At 69.6% G+C, this 18,296-nt stretch carries 23 protein-coding genes; 15 read left to right on the forward strand and 8 right to left on the reverse strand.

Going from position 1 to position 18,296, the window contains the following annotated elements; genetic code table 11:
* Positions 1–11 precede the first annotated feature (11 nt).
* The 3 genes from ACYVF7_RS40790 (at position 12) to ACYVF7_RS40800 (ending at position 2,185) form a co-directional block, all read left to right on the forward strand.
* Positions 12–266 carry a hypothetical protein gene (locus ACYVF7_RS40790; RefSeq protein WP_460351341.1) on the forward strand — a complete coding sequence of 85 codons (255 nt, stop codon included), beginning with the start codon at positions 12–14 and terminating at the stop codon, positions 264–266.
* 168 nt (positions 267–434) lie between these two features.
* Positions 435–1,394, forward strand: coding sequence for a DNA polymerase domain-containing protein (locus tag ACYVF7_RS40795; protein WP_460351342.1), 960 nt, complete (start codon positions 435–437; stop codon positions 1,392–1,394).
* A gap of 44 nt (positions 1,395–1,438) precedes the next feature.
* Positions 1,439–2,185: a hypothetical protein gene (locus ACYVF7_RS40800; RefSeq protein ID WP_460351343.1), complete on the forward strand. Its 747-nt coding sequence runs from the start codon at positions 1,439–1,441 to the stop codon at positions 2,183–2,185.
* A gap of 39 nt (positions 2,186–2,224) precedes the next feature.
* Here ACYVF7_RS40800 and ACYVF7_RS40805 read toward each other — a convergent pair whose 3' ends face one another.
* On the reverse strand, positions 2,225–2,716 hold the full coding sequence (locus ACYVF7_RS40805; protein WP_460351344.1) for an LURP-one-related/scramblase family protein: 492 nt from the start codon (positions 2,714–2,716) through the stop codon (positions 2,225–2,227).
* A 153-nt stretch (positions 2,717–2,869) separates the two neighbouring features.
* On the opposite strand from ACYVF7_RS40805, the gene ACYVF7_RS40810 reads away from it, so the two are divergent.
* From ACYVF7_RS40810 to ACYVF7_RS40830, 5 genes are all read left to right on the forward strand, one after another.
* Positions 2,870–3,622, forward strand: coding sequence for a DUF429 domain-containing protein (locus ACYVF7_RS40810; protein WP_460351345.1), 753 nt, complete (start codon positions 2,870–2,872; stop codon positions 3,620–3,622).
* A 147-nt stretch (positions 3,623–3,769) separates the two neighbouring features.
* The gene (locus ACYVF7_RS40815) at positions 3,770–5,503 is read left to right on the forward strand and encodes an ABC transporter ATP-binding protein (protein WP_460351346.1); all 1,734 of its coding nucleotides are present in this window, start codon (positions 3,770–3,772) and stop codon (positions 5,501–5,503) included.
* Positions 5,500–7,536 (forward strand): ABC transporter ATP-binding protein, encoded by a 2,037-nt coding sequence (locus ACYVF7_RS40820; RefSeq protein WP_460351347.1) that lies wholly within the window; start codon positions 5,500–5,502, stop codon positions 7,534–7,536. The genes ACYVF7_RS40815 and ACYVF7_RS40820 overlap by 4 nt, the downstream gene beginning before the upstream one ends.
* A 25-nt stretch (positions 7,537–7,561) precedes the next feature.
* Positions 7,562–7,996 (forward strand): SUKH-4 family immunity protein, encoded by a 435-nt coding sequence (locus tag ACYVF7_RS40825; protein WP_460351348.1) that lies wholly within the window; start codon positions 7,562–7,564, stop codon positions 7,994–7,996.
* Between the two features lie 37 nt (positions 7,997–8,033).
* Positions 8,034–8,504, forward strand: coding sequence for a cupin domain-containing protein (locus tag ACYVF7_RS40830; RefSeq protein ID WP_460351349.1), 471 nt, complete (start codon positions 8,034–8,036; stop codon positions 8,502–8,504).
* A gap of 168 nt (positions 8,505–8,672) precedes the next feature.
* Here the strand turns inward: ACYVF7_RS40830 and ACYVF7_RS40835 are convergent, their stop codons facing one another.
* Together ACYVF7_RS40835 and ACYVF7_RS40840 are read right to left on the reverse strand one after the other, a co-directional pair.
* Positions 8,673–8,912 carry a zinc-binding dehydrogenase gene (locus ACYVF7_RS40835; protein ID WP_460351350.1) on the reverse strand — a complete coding sequence of 80 codons (240 nt, stop codon included), beginning with the start codon at positions 8,910–8,912 and terminating at the stop codon, positions 8,673–8,675.
* Between the two features lie 25 nt (positions 8,913–8,937).
* Positions 8,938–9,597, reverse strand: coding sequence for an NADP-dependent oxidoreductase (locus tag ACYVF7_RS40840; RefSeq protein WP_460351351.1), 660 nt, complete (start codon positions 9,595–9,597; stop codon positions 8,938–8,940).
* A gap of 183 nt (positions 9,598–9,780) precedes the next feature.
* Between ACYVF7_RS40840 and ACYVF7_RS40845 the strand changes: the two genes are divergently transcribed.
* From ACYVF7_RS40845 to ACYVF7_RS40855, 3 genes are all read left to right on the forward strand, one after another.
* Positions 9,781–10,062 (forward strand): hypothetical protein, encoded by a 282-nt coding sequence (locus ACYVF7_RS40845; RefSeq protein WP_460351352.1) that lies wholly within the window; start codon positions 9,781–9,783, stop codon positions 10,060–10,062.
* Positions 10,063–10,103: 41 nt separating this feature from the next.
* On the forward strand, positions 10,104–11,198 hold the full coding sequence (locus ACYVF7_RS40850) for an RNA-guided endonuclease InsQ/TnpB family protein (RefSeq protein ID WP_460351353.1): 1,095 nt from the start codon (positions 10,104–10,106) through the stop codon (positions 11,196–11,198).
* Between the two features lie 70 nt (positions 11,199–11,268).
* Complete coding sequence (locus ACYVF7_RS40855; protein ID WP_460351354.1) at positions 11,269–12,132, forward strand: helix-turn-helix transcriptional regulator; 864 nt, start codon at positions 11,269–11,271, stop codon at positions 12,130–12,132.
* 48 nt (positions 12,133–12,180) lie between these two features.
* Here ACYVF7_RS40855 and ACYVF7_RS40860 read toward each other — a convergent pair whose 3' ends face one another.
* On the reverse strand, positions 12,181–12,606 hold the full coding sequence (locus ACYVF7_RS40860; RefSeq protein WP_460351355.1) for an MBL fold metallo-hydrolase: 426 nt from the start codon (positions 12,604–12,606) through the stop codon (positions 12,181–12,183).
* 125 nt (positions 12,607–12,731) lie between these two features.
* Positions 12,732–13,493 (reverse strand): F0F1 ATP synthase subunit A, encoded by a 762-nt coding sequence (gene atpB / locus ACYVF7_RS40865; RefSeq protein WP_460351356.1) that lies wholly within the window; start codon positions 13,491–13,493, stop codon positions 12,732–12,734.
* 80 nt (positions 13,494–13,573) lie between these two features.
* On the opposite strand from atpB, the gene ACYVF7_RS40870 reads away from it, so the two are divergent.
* The gene (locus tag ACYVF7_RS40870) at positions 13,574–14,386 is read left to right on the forward strand and encodes a TetR/AcrR family transcriptional regulator (protein ID WP_460351357.1); all 813 of its coding nucleotides are present in this window, start codon (positions 13,574–13,576) and stop codon (positions 14,384–14,386) included.
* A gap of 142 nt (positions 14,387–14,528) precedes the next feature.
* Here the strand turns inward: ACYVF7_RS40870 and ACYVF7_RS40875 are convergent, their stop codons facing one another.
* Positions 14,529–15,188 carry a GNAT family N-acetyltransferase gene (locus ACYVF7_RS40875; RefSeq protein WP_460351358.1) on the reverse strand — a complete coding sequence of 220 codons (660 nt, stop codon included), beginning with the start codon at positions 15,186–15,188 and terminating at the stop codon, positions 14,529–14,531.
* Positions 15,189–15,348: 160 nt separating this feature from the next.
* A complete protein-coding gene (locus ACYVF7_RS40880; RefSeq protein ID WP_460351359.1) occupies positions 15,349–15,633 on the reverse strand; it encodes a hypothetical protein in 285 nt (94 codons plus the stop codon).
* A gap of 1 nt (position 15,634) precedes the next feature.
* Between ACYVF7_RS40880 and ACYVF7_RS40885 the strand changes: the two genes are divergently transcribed.
* On the forward strand, positions 15,635–16,216 hold the full coding sequence (locus ACYVF7_RS40885) for a hypothetical protein (RefSeq protein ID WP_460351360.1): 582 nt from the start codon (positions 15,635–15,637) through the stop codon (positions 16,214–16,216).
* Positions 16,170–16,442, forward strand: a complete 273-nt coding sequence (locus tag ACYVF7_RS40890) for a NucA/NucB deoxyribonuclease domain-containing protein (RefSeq protein ID WP_460351361.1) — start codon at positions 16,170–16,172, stop codon at positions 16,440–16,442. Before ACYVF7_RS40885 ends, ACYVF7_RS40890 begins: the two co-directional genes overlap by 47 nt.
* Positions 16,443–16,485: 43 nt before the next feature.
* Here ACYVF7_RS40890 and ACYVF7_RS40895 read toward each other — a convergent pair whose 3' ends face one another.
* Positions 16,486–16,908 carry a hypothetical protein gene (locus tag ACYVF7_RS40895; protein ID WP_460351362.1) on the reverse strand — a complete coding sequence of 141 codons (423 nt, stop codon included), beginning with the start codon at positions 16,906–16,908 and terminating at the stop codon, positions 16,486–16,488.
* A gap of 205 nt (positions 16,909–17,113) precedes the next feature.
* Between ACYVF7_RS40895 and ACYVF7_RS40900 the strand changes: the two genes are divergently transcribed.
* A complete protein-coding gene (locus ACYVF7_RS40900) occupies positions 17,114–18,295 on the forward strand; it encodes a cytochrome P450 (RefSeq protein WP_460351363.1) in 1,182 nt (393 codons plus the stop codon).
* Position 18,296 lies beyond the last annotated feature (1 nt).

Here is an 18,296-nt window from a genome sequence, read left to right on the forward strand (position 1 = left end):
TGAAGGTGCCCATGGGACTTGTCGTGTCTGGCCTGGTCCTCGCAGGTGGCGTAGGCCTCGCGGCCACACCGGCGAACGCGGCCACCGGTCAGGGGAAGGTCACCGTCTCCGCGCAGGGCGCGGCACATCAGGCGACCGCCACCGCGATCAGCGACAGCCGTCCCCGCTGCCGCAGATACGTACGCGGGCACTGGGTGCACACCCGCCGAGGAAGGGTATTCATGCGCGGCTTCTGGCTGCCCCGGGGCTGCGTCCACCGCCGCTGACAATCGCCATTGAGAACCTGAGGTCAAAGGGGGAGCTGCGGCTCCCCCTTCCGGCGTACCGCCGGCGGCGGCACCCTGCTCTCCGTGATCGCCGAAAACCCCGGCATGCCCGTGCTCAGTCCTGAGGAAGGGTTGACCCGCCGTCCCGACGCCCGGGAAAGTGGCCTGATGAGCGGCGCAGACGAGGAGCGGCACGGGGTGCCGCTGACCAACCTCGACCAGCCACTGTTCGACGGGGCGGACGCGACGAAGCGGGACCTCGTCGACTACCTGGACGCGGTCGCCGACCCGCTCGTCCGGGCGCTGCGGGACCGGCCGCTGTCGGTGATCCGCGTCCTCCGCGGCCAGGCGCCGTTCATGCAGAAGAACCTCCCGAAGTACGCTCCGCCGTGGGTGCCGAGGGTCGGGATGTGGGCGGAGACGTCCCGACGTCAGGTGACGTACGCGCTGTGCGACGACCGCCGTGTGCTCCTGTGGTTCGCCAACCAGCGGGCCGTGGAGTACCACCCGACGCTGGTCCGCGCCGACCGCGCGGCCCCGGCCACCCACCTCGTCATGGACATCGACCCGCCGGACGGCGGCGCATTCGACCTCGCCGTCCGTACGGCCCATCTGGTCCGCCAGGTCCTCTCCGACGCCCGGATGACCGGCGTGGTCAAGACCAGCGGGGCGAAGGGCGTGCACGTGTTCGTGCCGATCGAGGCACAGGCGACGATCGAGGACGTGGCCGCGGCGACGCGGGCGATCGCCGCGCGCGCCGAACGCCTGGACCCGGCCCTCGCCACCACGGCCTTCATCCGGGAGGACCGGGGAGGCAAGGTGTTCCTCGACTCGACGCGCGCCGGCGGGGCGACGGTCGTCGCCGCGTACAGTCCGCGCGTACGCCCCGGCGTGCCCGTCTCCTTCCCGGTCTCCTGGGAGGACCTGGACCGGGTCACCCCGGCCGACTTCACCATCCGCACGGTCCCGGGCCTGCTCGCCGGGGACGATCCGTGGGCCGGCCGGATGCCGGAGCCGCAACGGCTGGACTCCGGCCTGGTCGAGGAGGGCCGTACGATCCCCGTCGCCCGCGTACAGGCGATGCACGAGGGCAAACGACGCGCTCGGGCACGCCGCGAGGCCGAATGACCGTCTCACCGGCCCGGCGCGTCCGGATCGGCCAGACTGACGGCATGAACCCAGCCGACGACCCGTACGGCGCCCCGGCCGCAAGCGACTCCGGGACACCTGGCTCGCTCAACCCGTACGGCGCCCCGGCCGCAGGCGACTCCGGCACGCCTGGCGCGCTCGCCCGCGTCCTGGCCGACGTCGCCGCGGAGCGCGCCGCTCAGGACGCGATGTGGGGCGTCCAGGACCTCCCCGACGGCACCGGGCCCGAGCATGAGGCAACGGCCGACGCGGCCAAGCGCGACTGCCGGGAGGCGTGGGCGGGAGCCCGGCTCACCTGGCGGCACATTCTCGCCGAGGAGTTCCACGAGTCGCTGGCCGAGACCGACCCGCAGGCCCTGCGGACCGAGCTCGTCCAGACCGCCGCCGTCGCGGTCAAGTGGGTCCAGGCGCTCGACCGCCGCGAGGGCGACCTGACGCACCGCACCAAGACCGGTCCCGGACGGCTGGAGAAGCTCGTACGCGACCGCGTGCCCGAGCTCATCCGCGCCGCCGGCCGCGTCCCCGAGGTCCGGGTCGCCGGCGACGGCGAGCACCGCATGCTGCTGCGCGCCAAGCTGTACGAGGAGGTCGGGGAGTTCGCCGAGTCCGGCGCGGTGGAGGAGCTCGCCGACATCCTCGAAGTGGTCTACGCCCTCGCCGCCGCGAACGGCCTCGAGCCCGGCGAGCTCGACCGCCTCCGGGCCGCCAAGGCGGCCCGGAACGGATCCTTCGCGCAGCGCCGCGTGCTACGCCGCGCCGAGGACGGGTGACTCGGGCGGTTCTCCCGCTCACCGGGATGCGCGCGGCGGTCAGTCGTCCTCGCGCCGCTCGTCCGCGGCGAGTTCGTCTACCGCGACGGCGACGGCGAGGACCAGCGGAACGTCGGGGTGGTAGATGTCGACGCCGTACGTGTCGCGGATCCGGAACCACTTGCGGGAGGTCTGGGCGACGACGCCCTCGTCGCCCTCGATCTCGTAGTTCTTCTCGATGAGGTCTCCGCTCGCCGTCCACTCCCGCCCGTCGGCGAGCTCGATCAGCATCTTGTGCCGGAGCGGGCTGAACAGCTTCCGGTGCACCTTGGCCGCGGTCTCGCCGTCGCGTTCGACGACCATCGTGTCGCGGATGGCGACCATCTTCTTGCGGATGACGGCGAGCACCTCCCCTCCGGGCCCCTTGAGCTCGAAGGTCTGCCGCAGCCGCAACGCCTTGCCGTCGACGAGGAAGACGCGCTCCCCCGCCTCGTCCTCGACCCAGAAGTCCTCTCCGATTCCGAACACCCGCTCACGCAGCAGAAACTTCACAGCGCCTCCCTGACCGATCGTCCTCGACGGCAGAAGCGTCCCCGCGGCGCGGTCGATCACACCGGCGGCGACACCTCGTGAAGCCCAACGTCCGAAGGGCCGGCGGTGTCTCCCGTACGGCGACGCCTGAAGGACGCGGCTTATCGTGAACCCGTGCTCGCTCTCGGAGTCGACCTCGCCGCGGAGGCGGCCGGTACGGCGCTGGCGTGGCTGGAGTGGGGGCCTGGCACGTGCTCGGTTCGCGAGATCCGCTGCGGCTGTGACGACGAAACGCTCATCGACGCGCTCATGGCCGCGGACAAGGCCGGCATCGACTGCCCGTTCGGCTGGCCGGTCCCCTTCGTCGAGTTCGTCACCGCGCACCGGTCGGGGGACGTCGACGTGCCCGCGGGAGCGCGCGGCCGCGACTGGCGCAGGAACCTGGCCCTGCGGCTGACCGACCGGGTCGTCCACGACCGTACCGGCCTGACCCCGCTGAGCGTCTCCGCCGACCGGATCGGCCACGCGGCCATGCGCTGTGCCGCGCTGCTGGCCGGCCTCGCGCGGGCCGGCCGCCCGGTGGACCGCTCCGGGACCGGCGTCGTCGCCGAGGTCTACCCGGCCGCGTCCCTCCGGCTGTGGGGACTGCCGCACCGCGGATACAAGCGCCCCGGCGACCTCGCGGCTCTCGGACGGCTGGTCGACGCCCTGCTGGCGGCGGCGCCGTGGCTGGACGCGGGATCGTACGAAGCGCTGTGCCGCCGTTCGCACGACGCCACGGACGCCGTGATCGCGGCACTCACCGCGCGTGCGGCGTACCAGGGCCGCACCGTCACCCCGAGGACGGACGAGCTCGAGACGGCGAGGTTCGAGGGGTGGATCGCGCTCCCGGCCGGTCCCCTGGCGGATCTTCGGCCGAGAGCATAAAGATCATCGCGACGTGGCCGGTAGCGGAAAAATCGGACCGTTGTTACCGCGTCTTGGAGGTATTTTTCTGGTTGCACCTGCTGTGTGTGATTTCCCCCGGAGAGCCGGTTCGCCCTCCGTTGCCGTCCCCCGCTGAGAGAGTGTCGTGTGCTGATCCGACTCCTGCGCGTGCATCTGCGCCCCTACCGCCGGCCGCTGGCGCTCGTCGTCGCGCTGCAGTTCGTGCAGACGCTCGCCACGCTCTACCTGCCGACTCTGAACGCCGACATCATCGACAAGGGGGTGGTCAAGGGCGACACCGGTTACATCATGAGCACCGGCGGCGTCATGCTCGCCATCTCCCTCGTGCAGATCGTCTGCTCGGTGGGCGCCGTCTACTTCGGCGCCCGTACCTCGATGGCCGTCGGCCGCGACATCCGAGCCGCCATCTTCACCCGCGTCCAGGCCTTCTCGGCCCGTGAGGTGGGCAGGTTCGGCACCCCGTCGCTGATCACGCGGACCACGAACGACGTGCAACAGGTCCAGATGCTCGCCCTGATGACCTTCACCATGATGGTGGCGGCTCCGATCATGGGCGTCGGCGGCATCGTGCTGGCGCTGAACCAGAACGTGACGCTGTCCTCGCTGCTGCTCGTCATCGTCCCCGTCCTCGGCGTGGTGATCGGGCTGATCATCACCCGGATGCGGTCGCTGTTCCGGCTGATGCAGGACCGCATCGACACCATCAACCGCATCCTGCGCGAGCAGATCACCGGCGTCCGGGTCATCCGGGCCTTCGTCCGCGACGCCCCCGAGCAGCGGCGGTTCGCCACGTCCAACACCGAGCTGCTCGACGTGTCGCTGGGGACCGGCCGGCTGATGGCCTTCATGTTCCCGCTGGTGATGCTGGTGGTCAACGTCTCCAGCGTCGCCGTCCTGTGGTTCGGCGGTCACCTGATCAGCGACGGGTCCATGAAGGTCGGGGCGCTCACGGCGTTCCTGAGCTACCTCATGCAGATCCTGATGTCGGTCATGATGGCGACCTTCATGTTCATGATGGTGCCGCGCGCGGAGGTGTGCGCCGAGCGCATCCAGGAGGTCCTGGAGACCGAGTCGAGCGTCGTCCCGCCGGCGGACCCGGTGCGGACGCTGAACGTGCACGGCCATCTGGAGCTGCGGGACGTCGAGTTCCGGTTCCCGGGCGCCGAGGAGCCCGTACTGTCCGGCGTCGACCTGGTCGCGCGGCCCGGTGAGATCACCGCGATCATCGGCTCGACGGGCAGCGGCAAGACCACCCTGCTGAACCTCGTCCCGCGGCTCATGGACGCCACCGGCGGCACCGTGCTCGTCGACGGCGTCGACGTCCGTGACCTGGACCCGGTGACCCTGTCCGACGCGGTCGCGCTGGTCCCGCAGAAGCCGTACCTCTTCTCCGGCACGGTCGCTTCCAACCTGCGGTACGGAAAACCGGACGCCACCGACGAGGAGCTCTGGCGCGCCCTCGAGATCGCCCAGGGCAAGGGCTTCGTGGAACGCATGGAAGGCGGGCTGGACGCCAAGATCGACCAGGGCGGCACAAACGTCTCGGGCGGCCAGCGCCAGCGCCTGGCCATCGCCCGCGCGCTCGTCCGCCGGCCCGAGATCTACCTGTTCGACGACTCGTTCTCCGCCCTGGACTACGCGACCGACGCCGCCCTGCGCGCGGCGCTGGCGGACGAGACCGCCGACGCGACCGTCGTCATCGTGGCGCAGCGGGTCTCCACCATCCGGCACGCCGACCGCATCATCGTCCTCGACGAGGGCCAGGTCGTCGGCGCCGGCACCCACCACGAACTGATGGACACCAACGCCACCTACCGGGAGATCGTCCTCTCCCAGCTCACGGAGCAGGAGGCGGCATGAGCGGGGAGAAGGGCATGAGCGGGGGACAGAACGGAAGCGGGCCCGCGTCCTCAGGCAACGGCGAACGGGCGGTGCCCAGCCGAGGGCCGGGACCGGCCGGCGGGGCGGGCATGGCCCGTGGCCCGGCGGCGTTCATGGCCGGGCGGTCGACGGAGAAGTCCCTGGACTTCGGCGGATCGAGCCGGCGGCTGCTGCGCATGCTGCGGCCCGAGCGGCCGATCATCGTCACCACCCTGCTCCTGGCCACGGCGAGCGTCGCGACGACGGCGGTCGGCCCGAAGATCCTCGGCCGCGCCACCGACCTGATCTTCGCCGGCGTCATCGGTCGCCAGCTGCCCGCCGGCCATTCCAAGGCCGAGGTGGTCGCGCATCTGCGGAGCACCGGCCAGGGCACGCTCGCGGACATGCTGAACTCGATGAACGTCGTGCCCGGGCACGGCATCGACTTCGGCAAGGTCGGCATGGTGTTGCTGGCGGCGCTGGCGCTGTTCGCGGTGGCCGCGGTCCTCGGCCTGATCCAGGGCCGGCTCACGACCACGATCGTGCAGCGGTCGATGTTCCGGTTGCGTGAGCAGGCGGAGCTGAAGCTGTCCCGGCTGCCGCTGAGCTACTTCGATCGTCAGCCGCACGGTGAGGTGCTCAGCCGGGTCACCAACGACATCGACAACCTCGCCCAGACGCTGCAGCAGACCCTCAGCCAGATGCTGACGTCCCTGCTCACCATCGTCGGCGTGCTCACCATGATGATCCTCATCTCGCCCCTCCTGGCAGTGATCGCGCTGGTCACCGTGCCGGTCGCGATGGTGGTCGCCTCCCGGATCGGCAAGAAGGCGCAGCCTCAGTTCATCAAGCAGTGGGCCACCACCGGCCGGCTGAACGGGCACATCGAGGAGATGTACACGGGTCACTCGCTGGTCAAGGTGTTCGGACGCCAGAAGGAGTCGCTGGAGACCTTCCGGGAGCACAACGACACGCTGTACACGTCGAGTTTCAAGGCGCAGTTCATCTCCGGCCTGATCCAGCCGGCGATGATGTTCATCGGCAACCTCAACTACGTCCTCGTCGCGGTCGTCGGCGGCCTGCGGGTGGCGTCGGGCTCGCTGTCGCTGGGAGACGTGCAGGCGTTCGTGCAGTACTCCCGGCAGTTCACCCAGCCGATCACCCAGGTCGCGAGCATGGCGAACCTGCTGCAGTCCGGTGTCGCCTCGGCCGAGCGCGTCTTCGCGCTGCTGGACGCCGAGGAGCAGGAGGCCGACCCGGAGACGCCCAAGCGGCCGGAGGAAGTGCGCGGGCGGGTGGTGTTCGAGCACGTGTCGTTCCAGTACACGCCCGACACGCCGCTGATCGAGGACCTGTCCCTGGCCGTCGAGCCGGGCCAGACGGTCGCCATCGTCGGCCCGACCGGCGCGGGCAAGACCACCCTGGTCAACCTGCTCATGCGCTTCTACGAGGTCACCGGCGGCCGGATCACCCTGGACGGGACCGACATCGCCGAGATGACCCGCGAGGACCTGCGCGCCAGAACCGGCATGGTCCTCCAGGACGCCTGGCTGTTCGGCGGCACCATCGCCGACAACATCGCCTACGGCGCCGCCGAAGCCACGCACGAGCAGATCGTGGAGGCGGCCCGCGCGACGTACGTCGACCGGTTCGTCCGCACCCTGCCCGACGGCTACGACACCGTCATCGACGACGAAGGCACCAACGTCAGCGTCGGCGAGAAGCAGCTGATCACCATCGCCCGGGCGTTCCTCGCCCGGCCGACGATCCTCATCCTCGACGAGGCCACCAGCTCCGTCGACACCCGCACCGAGGTACTGATCCAGCGTGCGATGAACTCCCTGCGCAAGGGACGGACCAGCTTCGTCATCGCCCACCGCCTGTCCACCATCCGCGACGCGGACCTCATCCTGGTGATGGAGGCGGGCAGCATCGTCGAACACGGCACCCACGACGAACTCCTCAAGGCCGAAGGGGCCTACGCCCGGCTCTACCAGGCGCAGTTCGCCCAGGCCGTCGCGGAGGTCGACTGACGCCATCCGGTGGCAGACTTCCCTCGTGGAATCCGACGACGCGATCGAGCGGGCCCTCGCCCCGCTGCGCCCGATCACCTACCGGAAGATCCCGGTCGAGGGACGGTGGCGGAAGCCGCCGTTCCCCGACCACGTCCTCGACGGCAGGACGATGGCCGTGGTCTGCGAGGATGCCGGCATCTCACTGCTCGGCGTCGACCGGGACAGCGGCGAGATCCTGATCGTCGACCCGGACGAGGGAGCGCAGCTGGTCAACCGGTCGGCGGCGCTGCTGGTCGCCTGCGCCGAGGTGCTCCGTAAGGCGCACCGCGAGGCCAAGCGGGCCGAGGACGACGACGATGAGCTGGAGGCGATCGCCGCCCGTACCCTCACCGCGTTCGCCGAGATCGACCCGGACGCGGTACGGGACGAGAACCAGCTGTGGTCCGTCGCCGCCGAAGAACTCGGCTACGGCATGTAGAGGCGCGGCCCGGGCGATGATCGGGCAGGATGTGATCATGACCGATTCCGCGGCAGGCCGTCCGCTCCTGCGCACGCCTGGTGAGGGCGAACTCATCGAGGTGGCCGGCGTCGACCACCTGTTCCGGCTCACCGCGACGCATACCGGAGGCAGGTTCGCCTTCGAGGAGTTCACGCTGGATCCCGGCGTGCTGGGCGCACGGCCGCATGTGCACCACGGCCACGACGAGTACTTCTACGTCCTCGACGGCGAACTGACGCTGCACGACGGCGACGGCGAGATCACCGCGGGTCCTGGGCACCTGCTGGCGGCCGTACGCGGGACCCCGCACGGATTCCGTAACGCCGGCGAGGCGCCGGTACGCGGCCTGTGCCTGTACACGCCGGCCGGGTACGAGGACTACTTCCGGCAGGTGCACGCGGAGGTGGCGGCCGGCGCGGAGGTCACCGACGAACTCCTCACCGAGTTCCGTGCCCGCTTCCAGACCACGCCCTATCCCCCTCGCTGAGAACGTCCATGACGGACGTCGCGGACCGCCTCGGCCTCTCGCGCTTCGAGGATCTTCCGATCCTCCGTGTCCTCGTACCGCACCGTCATTCCCATTCTCGTGGTCCGGCCGACCGGCCCGGCCCCTGTACGGGGCTCGGGCCTGTGGCGTACGGCCTCGTCCCGCACCTCACGGCTTGAGGACGATCTTGCCGCGGGTGTGGCGCCGCTCCAGCTCGCGGTAGGCGTCCTGGATCTGGTCGAGAGGGTAGGTGCGGGCGATCGGGATCTCCAGCTGCCCCTTCTCGATCAGCGCGGCCAGTTCGGCGAGCACCTCGGCATTGCCCGCGTCCGCGTTCCCCTCGGTCTTGACCCCGTACTTCTCGGCGGCCGTCCAGTCGGTGATGGTGTCGATCCGCTCAGGAGCCACCCCCAGGTCGAGCGCGAGCTCGACGTCAGCCGGCGCCGAAGGTGTCGATGAACGCGTCGACCTTCCCGTCGGGCGCGGCGGCCCTGATCCGATCGGCGACGCCGTCGCCGTACGTGACCGGGATCGCCCCGTGGTCCGCGAGCCACTGGTGGTTCGCCTCACTCGCCAGGCCGATCACCCGGGCGCCCGCGTTGCCGGCGAGCTGGACGGCGATCGTCCCCACTCCCCCGGCTGCGCCGGAGATCACGACCGTGTCGCCGGGTCCCGCCGCCACGGCGCGCACCGTCGCGTACGCCGTGGTCCCCGCGACGTACAGCGTCCCGGCCTGTTCCCACGGGACACCCGCCGGCCGGTGAATGAGGTTCGCGGCCTCGACGAGCACGAACTCCGCGTGGCTCGCCCGGTCGTCGGTGAAGCCGATCACCTCGTCACCGGCCGCGAACCCGCTGACGCCCTCGCCGACCTCCTCGACGAACCCGGCCAGGTCGCTGCCCTGCCCCGACGGGAACGTCGCCGGCCACCGCTCGTGCAGCGCCCCCGTACGGATGTGCACCTCGCCCGGGTTGATCGACGCGACCTTCACTCGTACGAGCACCTGGCCGGAGCCCGGGACGGGCCGGTCGACCTCGACGACCTGCAGGACCTCGATCCCGCCGTACTGCTCGAACCGCACTGCCTTCGTCATGACGTCACTCCCTGAACGGTCTGCGCCCGGCCGGTCCGGCCGAACACCGACCACGTTGCCAATAACCCACGGCGGAGACGAGCGGACGGTTCTTCCTAGGATTCCGGGTCCGCTGTTCGTGGCCAGGTCGGCCGCGGATGGCTGGTGGCGCTGTTTGTCGTAGGCACTTGCTGTAATCACTCCGTGCCTCGACGTGTTGATCCGGATGCTCCCCGGGCGGTGCTGCGCACCGCCCGGGTCGGCCTGCGTCTCACACCCGCCCAGCGGCGACGGTGCTTCGGGCTGCTGATCGCAGCCGGGGACGTGTGGGCGTGCGTGCTGGATATGAACCGGTGGCGACGCCAGCGCGGTCTGCTCGGCATCACGAATTTCCAGGAGCTGTGCCGCGAACTCCACCAAGCCGGACCGGGGGCGTTCGGCGAGCTGAACTCCACCTGCGCCGAAGGGAGTGTTGCGCCGTTATAGCGACGCGTGGTTCGCCGCCGCCAAGCGCCGCAAGAGCGGTGATGACACCGCCCGCTTCCCGCGCCGTAAACGCCGCCTGTTCGCGGTCCGGTTCCGCTACCGCGGCCTTCGATGGTCAGCGACTTCGGCTGGCGACCGCACGGGGGTGCCCGCCACTGTGGATCCGGCTGGATCGCCCTGTGCCCTACCCGGTGGAGCAGGTACGGTCGGTCACTCTGTTGAATGAGGGCCGCCGGTTGTTCGTGGAAGTGACCGCCGAGGTCCCCGTCGCCACCTACTCGCCTGACTGCGAGCCGGATCCGGGTCGGGTGGCGGGGGTGGATCCGGGGGTGATTCATCCGTTCGCGGTGGCCGGACCGGACGGCGAGGGATTGGTGGTGTCGGGGCGGGCGATCCGCGCCGAAACCCACATACACCTCAAAGACAGCAAACACCGCCGCCGGAAGGTCGCCGCACGGGCACCGAAGCCGGGCCAGGTGGGGTCGCGGCGCTGGCGGAAGTTCCGGGCCCGACAACGGAAACTCGAGGCCCGGCACAAGCGCCGCGTCAGACAGGCGCAGCATGAGGCGGCCAAGACCGTCATCGGCTGGGCGGTGCAGCGCCGGATCGGGACGCTGGTCGTCGGTGACCCGCGCGGCGTGCTGAAGCTCAAGGCCGGGCGGCGGCACAACAAACGCGTCAACGATTGGCGGATCGGCTACCTGCTCCGCTGTCTGAAAGACAAGGCCGAACAAGCCGGGATCCGCCTCATGCTGGTCGATGAGCGCGGCACGTCCTCGACCTGCCCGGCCTGCGACCGGCGGGTTCCCAAACCCACCGGCCGCCGCTTCACCTGCATGCATTGTGGTTTTACGGGGCATCGCGACCTGGTCGGCGGCGCCAACATCGCCCGGCGTGGACCGGGCGGACCCATCACCACCAACAAGAACCAATTCCCGGTGGTGATCACGCACCGTCGAGCCGGACGGCACCTCCCCGGTACCCGACCAGCCCGGCGTGACCCAAGACGACGCCCCCATCACGGCACCGTCAACGGGTCCATTGGCCGGCCGCGGCCCGCCCCACCCCCGTGGGGAGTCGCTCGCCCCAAAGGCGAGGATCAACCAAAACCGTCGACGACGAACGGCGTTGGTTGACACGGCACTAGGATCGGCGATCCCTGGCTGAGCGTCCGGACCTGCGGCGAACCTCGGCGATGATGGCGATATGGAGATGGACCGCCGCGAGCTCGCCGATTTCCTCCGTCGTTCCAGGGAGCGGCTGCGCCCCCAGGAGGTCGGCCTGCCGGCCGGGCCCCGCCGCCGTACGCCCGGGCTGCGGCGTGAGGAGGTCTCCCAGCTCGCGGGGATGTCCGCCGACTACTACATGCGCCTCGAGCAGGCCAGAAGCCCCCAGCCGTCTCTGCAGATCCTGAGCTCGCTGGCCCACGCGCTGCGCCTGACCGAGGACGAGCGCGACCACCTCTACCTGCTGGCGGGACACCGGCCGCCCCCGGGCCGGCTGGCGGGCGACCACGTACGGCCGGGCCTGCTGTACCTGCTCGACCAGCTCAAGGAGGCCCCGGCGCACATCACCAACGACATCGGTGACCTGCTCGCCCGCAACACCATGGCCGAGGCGCTCCTCGGCTGCATCTGCTCGGTCCGCGAGCAGGACCGCAACTTCATCTGGCGATGGTTCACCGACCCGACGATCCGCGGGATCTACTCACCGGAGGAGCGCGAAGGGCAGAGCCGCGCCTACGTCGCCGACCTGCGGGCCTCGGTCACCCGGCGCGGCAACGACGCCGCCTCCACCCGCCTGGTCGCCCGGCTGCGCGAGGTCAGCGCCGAGTTCGCCGCCCTGTGGGAGCTGCACGAGGTCGCCGTACGGCGCGCCAGCCAGGTGCGTGTCGACCATCCGGCGATCGGGCCCATCGAGCTGGAGTGCGAGACGCTGCTGAGCCCGGCCGAGGACCAGCGCCTGACCATCTTCACGCCGCCGCCGGGCACGTCCAACATCGACCATCTGAGGCTGCTGCGCGTCCTGGGCCACGACGACTTCACCCCCGCCGCCCCCGAACGCCGCTGACTCGCAATCAGTGTGCCGGGCTTAGAAATCCTGTGAGCCGTACCAGCGTCAAAGTTCGAGGATGGTCCCGTCGTCGGCAAGAGGAAAACCGAGGTCGGCGAAGGCATCGGCTTGGCGTGCCAGGACTTGCGGGCCGGGGTGGGTCAGCAAGATGTGGGCGCAGCGTAGCTCGTCATACCTGCCGGACCCACGAGATGGAGCGGCTTGGTGCGGCGCCGGAACTGGCCGTCCAGAATCGAACGGCAACCCGCCGAAGTGGTCGCCGTGCAGGTGAGATACCACGACGACCGTAACGTCGTTGGGTTCGAGACCGCCGCGTTTGAGCCCGCTGAGGGCGCTCGCCCCGCAGTCGATCAGGAGCCCATCACGGGCAGGGCCTCCGAGCGGCTGCAGATGCAAGCAGGTCTGAAGCCTGCCGCCATCCCCGAACGCGTCACCTGACCCGGTCACCGTCACACGTAGCTTGGCGTCCACGGACGTCAGTCTCGTGCGGCGGTCCGACCTTGGCCAGCGGTCCCCGGAACCAGCGCGGCAGGGCGACGCTCTGCTCGACGACTCGTCGATGCAGTCCGAAGCCAGAGCCGTTCGGCGTGCCTGGATCAGTGCGCCGGATCCAGTGCGTCGCCGATCGAGTAGGCGGCGATCAGGGTGAAGACGTAGGCCTGAACCGCCTGAACGAAGAGTTCCAACGCGGTGACGACGATGGTGAAGGCCATCCCGACGATCCCGACCGGGACCCCGGCCAAAGTGGGTTTCTCGATGAGGAAGTGGTGGCCGACCGTGGCGAAGAGCGCCACGAGCAGGTGGCCGGCGAACATGGTGGCGAACAGCCGGACCGCGTGGGTGAACGGCCGCAGGACGAATATGGACAGGAACTCCAGCGGGGCGACGAGGGCGGTCTCGGCCCTGGACAGGCCCGGCGGGCAGATCGCGTGTCTGACGAAGCCGATCAGACCGTGGGTCCGGACGCCGACGACCCACATGATCAGGTAGACCAGGCCGGCGAGCACGGCGGGCACGGCGATATGCCCGGTCACCGGGAACTGGGCCAGCGGCACCACCGCCATCAGGTTCGCTGTCCAGATGAAGAAGAACAGCGACAGCAGCAGTCCCATCCACCGGTCGCCTCGCTCACCCATCATCGGCCGGGCGATCTGATCCCGGACGAAGCCGTACGCGCACTCACCGAGACTCTGCATCCGGCCAGGAACCACGGCGGGCCGGGCGAACGAGGCCCAGAACAGTCCCACGACCACGGCCGTCGTCAGCAGGCACAACACCATCGGCTTGTACACCGCGACCGATCCGACGCGGAACAGCGGCCTCCATTCGAACAATCCCAGGCCCGGCGGATCGAACACTGCACCCCCAAAACTCAAGACACCGTATCGAATTAACTCGAGACAGCGTATCGAGTTTTGAGGATGGGAAGCTAGGTCGGGTGAAGCAGCGCGAGAACCTGTGGCTGCGGTCCGGCCGGCCGGCACGAGGACCACGGCTGCGCTTCAGCCGAGACCAGATGACGCGGGCGGCGATCGCCATCGCGGACGCGGAGGGGCTGGCCGCGCTGTCGATGCGGCGGCTGGCGGCCGAGCTGAACGCCAACCCGATGTCGCCGTACTCCTACGTCACCGGCAAGGACGAGCTCATCGAGCTGATGGTGGATGCCGCGACGGCCGAGTTCCTTCGTCCCGACGACGCGGCGCTCGGCGACTGGAGATCCGAGGTACGCGCCCTGAGCGATCGCATGCGGTCGGCGATGCGCCGCCATCCTTGGCTCACCGACCTGGGACTACGACGCCAAGCCGCCAGCCCCAACCGGATCCGGCTGTTCGAGCAGGCCCTCGAGGTTCTGGACGGCCTGGGCCTGTCCATGGACGAGATGCTCACGACGATGAGCATGATCTTCGTGCACGTCCACGGCTTTCTGCAGATGGAACTCGCGGACCAGGAGTCCCAGCGCCACACGGGCTTGGACCTCGAGCAGTGGATGCGGCAGCAGGTTCCCTACATCCAGTCGGTCATCGGCAGCGGTGACTACCCGATGTTCGCCCGGATGACCGTCGAGGCCGGCCGCGCCCTGACCGGCTTCGACGAGCGCTGGGAGTACGCCCTGGAACGACTGCTGGACAGCATCGAGAACGCGGCATCCGAAGCCCCGGACCGATCGCGCCCAGACGTACTCGGTTGTTCAGCCTCCTGGGCTCCGCGGGAGGGCGCCGAGCCCCATACTGGACCGCCTCAGGGCGCATGAGTGGATCTGTCGGCCGTACCGCTTCAGGACCGGCCAGGACCAGGTCGTGGTGATCAGCCACCGGAGTTACCAGCGGTACCCTCACACCGCGCCGGACAAGGCGCGGGCCACCGGATCCCTCACCGTCGCGATCTCGCTCGGATCATGTCGAGGCTGAGTCGTCCAAGCCGAACAGGGGCAGGCAGGGGCCCAGACCGTCGATCGTGACGGGCACGAGCTGCCGGGCCTGCCAGCCGGCGCGGTCGAGACGCAGCCGGCGCGACACCACCGGTCGGCCCTGGACGACATGGCGATCGATCCCGTCCTCCCGGTAGCCGAGCTTGCGGGAGACCGCGAAGGAGGCCGCGTTGCCGGCGAGGGCGGCGGAGACGGCGTACTCCGCGCCCAGTCCCGCGAACGCCAGGTGCAGGACCGCGGCGCGCATCTCCGTGCCGATCCCCTGCCCCTGGTACCGCTGCCCCAGCCACGACCCCGTCGACACCTCGCGCAGGACCGCGAAGTCCCTCCCCGACATCGCCTGGCTCCCCACGATCGTGCCGTCGAACTCGACCACCAGGTTGAGCGCCCACGACGACGGCTCCCAGGCCGCCCACTGCGACCAGTGATACCGCAGGGTCCCGCGCGCCCGCTCGGCGGGCGGTGCCTCGGTCCACGGCATGACGAACGGCTGCACGCCCGGGTCGTGGACGCGGCCGGCCGCGACGTCGGCCAGCGCGTCCAGGTCCTCGAGGGTCGGCAGCCGGAGCCGCAGCCGCGGAGTGCTCAACCGCAGATCGAACAGAGGCCAGTGCGACGATGCCATGTCTGCGATTGTGACGGACCTCGAATTTCCGTCAACGCAACATCCGAAAACAGATTTACAGGCGACCGTTCCAGGCGATTTTCCGGTGCATGACCTCATCCGGCCATTAACGACAAGATCATTGACCATCCACCACGATAATTCCTAGGCTGACCCCCGCCTATCGATCAGCGTCAAATGGGGGAATTCTCGTGGCATCCACGAGGCGATCACGGGTGGCGATCGCCGCCCTTTCGGCATGCGTTTTCGCACTCACCTGTACCGGAATCACCGATGCCCACGCGTCCGTTTCAGCGGCGGACAGCCGCGTGTCCTCGGCGAGCGCGGCCGACGGTCCCGCGGTCGACCTGCGGACGGACACCCAGGTCGTGGCGGCGGCCGCGACGTGCCCGACCGGCGCCTGGAAAGCGACCAGGATGTCGGGGTGCGCAAAGAGCATCTTCAAGATGAAGGTGTACGACTCCAAGACCGGAAAATCACTGGGCAGCGGATCGGCCACCATCACCGACAAGACTCAGCTCAACTACAAGAGCCGTACGTGGAAGCACACCGTCGGCTTCCGCGTCACCCGCGCCAGCGGCCTGGCCGTCGCCGGGGCGGTCGTGGTCAAGCTCGCCAACTGCGGCCATGGCTGCCACGCCAAGGGATCGACAGGGCCCAAGGCCTATGTGGTCCGCAAGACGGTGAACTTCAGCTTCACGCTCAACTCCCCGGGCACCAAGAAGCTGTATCACCGAGAGGACACGCTGGTGTCCTTCAGCTGCGCGGCATGCAAGGGACGTTTCTCGGTGCCGACGCTGCAGGCCACCAATCCCGCCGTACGCTGCGACAGCACGCCCGACCTCCGGTTGCGCCTACAACGCCGTGGTACCGACCTTCAAGCTCACGCGGACCGGCAAGGGCGGGCAGTCGGCGCGGCTGATCTACGCGGCTCAGCACGATGCGGCGAGAGGCCACTACGGCTGGCAGGGGCACGGCCCGATGCTCCACCGGACCAAGGACAAGAACTGGCTCAGCGAGAACCGTAAGGCGGCGCGGGCGATCTGCCGTCAGGAGACCAGCCCGCCGCCGCACTCGAACTGCGACGAGTATCCCTTCGCGTCCACGCGTGAGGGCAACTACAAGAATCCGAAGGCCGTCGCGAAAATGATCGACGAGGACGACAACAACATCGCGGGGAACTACCTCAACGACTTCTACCGGCACAACCGGGTGACGGTGGACGGCGACGGGTTCTGGGTCTACATCCCCTGACGGTCCCATGCCGGAGCCCGCGCGGAACGCCTCCGCGCGGGCTCTACCTGAACGCGCCGACCACGTCCGTGCTCTTGAGGACGACGTCGCCGACGGGGTAGGGCACCGTCCAGACCTGGATCAGGTGGTGTTCGACCGGCGCCTCGTCGAGGTCGAGCGCGGGGTCGGCCTGCCCCTGGGCCCGCCCGCGCGCGTGGGCGCGGAGTTGATAGTGGCCCGCGCCGGCGAACGCCAGATTCGGGAAGTCCGCGGCCCCGATGCCTTCGACGATCACTCGGATGTCTCCCGTGGTGCACTCGTAGCACACCTCGACGACCTCACTCCAGGGATCGAGGTCGGGGCGGGGCTCCTCCGTGTGCCGTTCCACGGTGAGCCGGACATGACCGGCGGGGGTCCCGGTGAGGACGGACGCGCCATCGGGACCGACCGTCGAGATGAGGCCGTTCGGATACGCCGGATGCTTCACCCATCGCCCCGGATCCTGAAGGGTGAACCGATGATTGTCGATGTATATTCTGCGGCGTATCCGTTCCATGCGGATCCCTGATTTTACAAAGCCAAAAATACCGGACGTTCGGCTACCGTCATATTACCCGCCGCACACCGCACACCCTGAGCTCCAGACCCGGAACGCTCGCCTCGAGGAATCACGGCGATGAGGACGGCCTGCGATGGACCTGCAGTACAGCCCGTACGATTTCGGCGTTCACAATGACCCCTATCCGGTCTATGCGCGGCTGCGGGAGGAGGCGCCGGTCTTCCGCAATGACACCGACGACATCTGGGCGCTGTCCCGGCATGCCGACGTCCAGGCGGCGCTGCGCGACTCCGCGACGTTCTCCAGCGTCAACGGCCTGCGCATCGAGCCGGCGTTCTGGGGGCCGGACGCCGAGCGGTTCTTCTCCTTCGTCGCCATGGACCCGCCCAGGCACACGCGCATGCGCGGCCTGGTGTCGCGGGCGTTCACCCAGCGCCGTGTCCAGGAGCTGGAGCCGCGGCTGCGGAAACTCGCCCGTTCGTACCTCGAGCCGCTGCTCGACGGCGAGACGTTCGATCTCATGGCCGACTTCGCGAGCCCCTTCCCCGCGGACGTGATCTCCGAGCTGGTGGGCGTTCCCGAGGCCGATCGCGCAGAGATACGCCGCCTGGGCGCCGCCATCATGTACCGCGACGAGGAGACCACCGACCTGCCGCCCGAGGCGCTCCAGGCGATCGGGGCGCTGGTCGGCTACTACGTCGAGCTGACCGAGGAGCGCGCCCGCAGGCGCCGGGACGATCTGCTGTCCGGGCTCCTGGACGCGGCCGAAGGGGACGACCGGCTGACCCCCGAGGAGATCGTCGGCGTGGCGATCCTGCTGGTCGGCGCGGGCAGCGAGACCACCATGCTGACGCTCGGCAACGCCTGGTACGCCGCCTGGCGGCACCCGGACGAGCGCGCCAAGGCGTTCGGCGGCCGGGTGATGGACTGGATCGAGGAGACCCTGCGCCACGACCCGCCGCCCCAGGCCCTGGCCCGTACGACGACCACCGAGGTGGCACTGCACGGGACGGCCGTCCCGGCGCGGTCCCGGGTCCTGCTGCTCATCGGCTCGGCCAACCGCGACCCACGCGTCTTCCCCGACCCGGACCGCTTCGACCTGGACCGGGACACCGGCTCATCGCTGGCCTTCGGCGGCGGCCGTCACCACTGCCTGGGCGCCAACCTGGGCCGGCTCGAGACCCGTATCGCCCTGGAGGAGGTCGTCAAGGTCGTCGCCGACTACGACGTCGACACCGACGGCCTGCGGCGGATCCACTCCACCAACAACCGCGGCTTCGCCGCCCTGCCGACCAGGGTCACCGCCCGCCGCTGAG

It is taken from the genome of Actinoallomurus acanthiterrae (assembly GCF_054775715.1).

Bases quoted from the DNA above. Each gene is read 5' to 3' on its own strand.
- ACYVF7_RS40840 (WP_460351351.1), bottom strand. From the start codon at position 9,597: ATGACGAAGGCAGTGCGGTTCGAGCAGTACGGCGGGATCGAGGTCCTG.
- ACYVF7_RS40855 (WP_460351354.1), top strand. From the start codon at position 11,269: ATGGAGATGGACCGCCGCGAGCTCGCCGATTTCCTCCGTCGTTCCAGG.
- ACYVF7_RS40885 (WP_460351360.1), top strand. From the start codon at position 15,635: ATGAAGGTGTACGACTCCAAGACCGGAAAATCACTGGGCAGCGGATCG.
- ACYVF7_RS40830 (WP_460351349.1), top strand. From the start codon at position 8,034: ATGACCGATTCCGCGGCAGGCCGTCCGCTCCTGCGCACGCCTGGTGAG.
- ACYVF7_RS40790 (WP_460351341.1), top strand. From the start codon at position 12: ATGGGACTTGTCGTGTCTGGCCTGGTCCTCGCAGGTGGCGTAGGCCTC.
- ACYVF7_RS40890 (WP_460351361.1), top strand. From the start codon at position 16,170: ATGCTCCACCGGACCAAGGACAAGAACTGGCTCAGCGAGAACCGTAAG.
- ACYVF7_RS40820 (WP_460351347.1), top strand. From the start codon at position 5,500: ATGAGCGGGGAGAAGGGCATGAGCGGGGGACAGAACGGAAGCGGGCCC.
- ACYVF7_RS40850 (WP_460351353.1), top strand. From the start codon at position 10,104: ATGACACCGCCCGCTTCCCGCGCCGTAAACGCCGCCTGTTCGCGGTCC.
- ACYVF7_RS40795 (WP_460351342.1), top strand. From the start codon at position 435: ATGAGCGGCGCAGACGAGGAGCGGCACGGGGTGCCGCTGACCAACCTC.
- ACYVF7_RS40800 (WP_460351343.1), top strand. From the start codon at position 1,439: ATGAACCCAGCCGACGACCCGTACGGCGCCCCGGCCGCAAGCGACTCC.
- ACYVF7_RS40875 (WP_460351358.1), bottom strand. From the start codon at position 15,188: ATGGCATCGTCGCACTGGCCTCTGTTCGATCTGCGGTTGAGCACTCCG.
- ACYVF7_RS40900 (WP_460351363.1), top strand. From the start codon at position 17,114: ATGGACCTGCAGTACAGCCCGTACGATTTCGGCGTTCACAATGACCCC.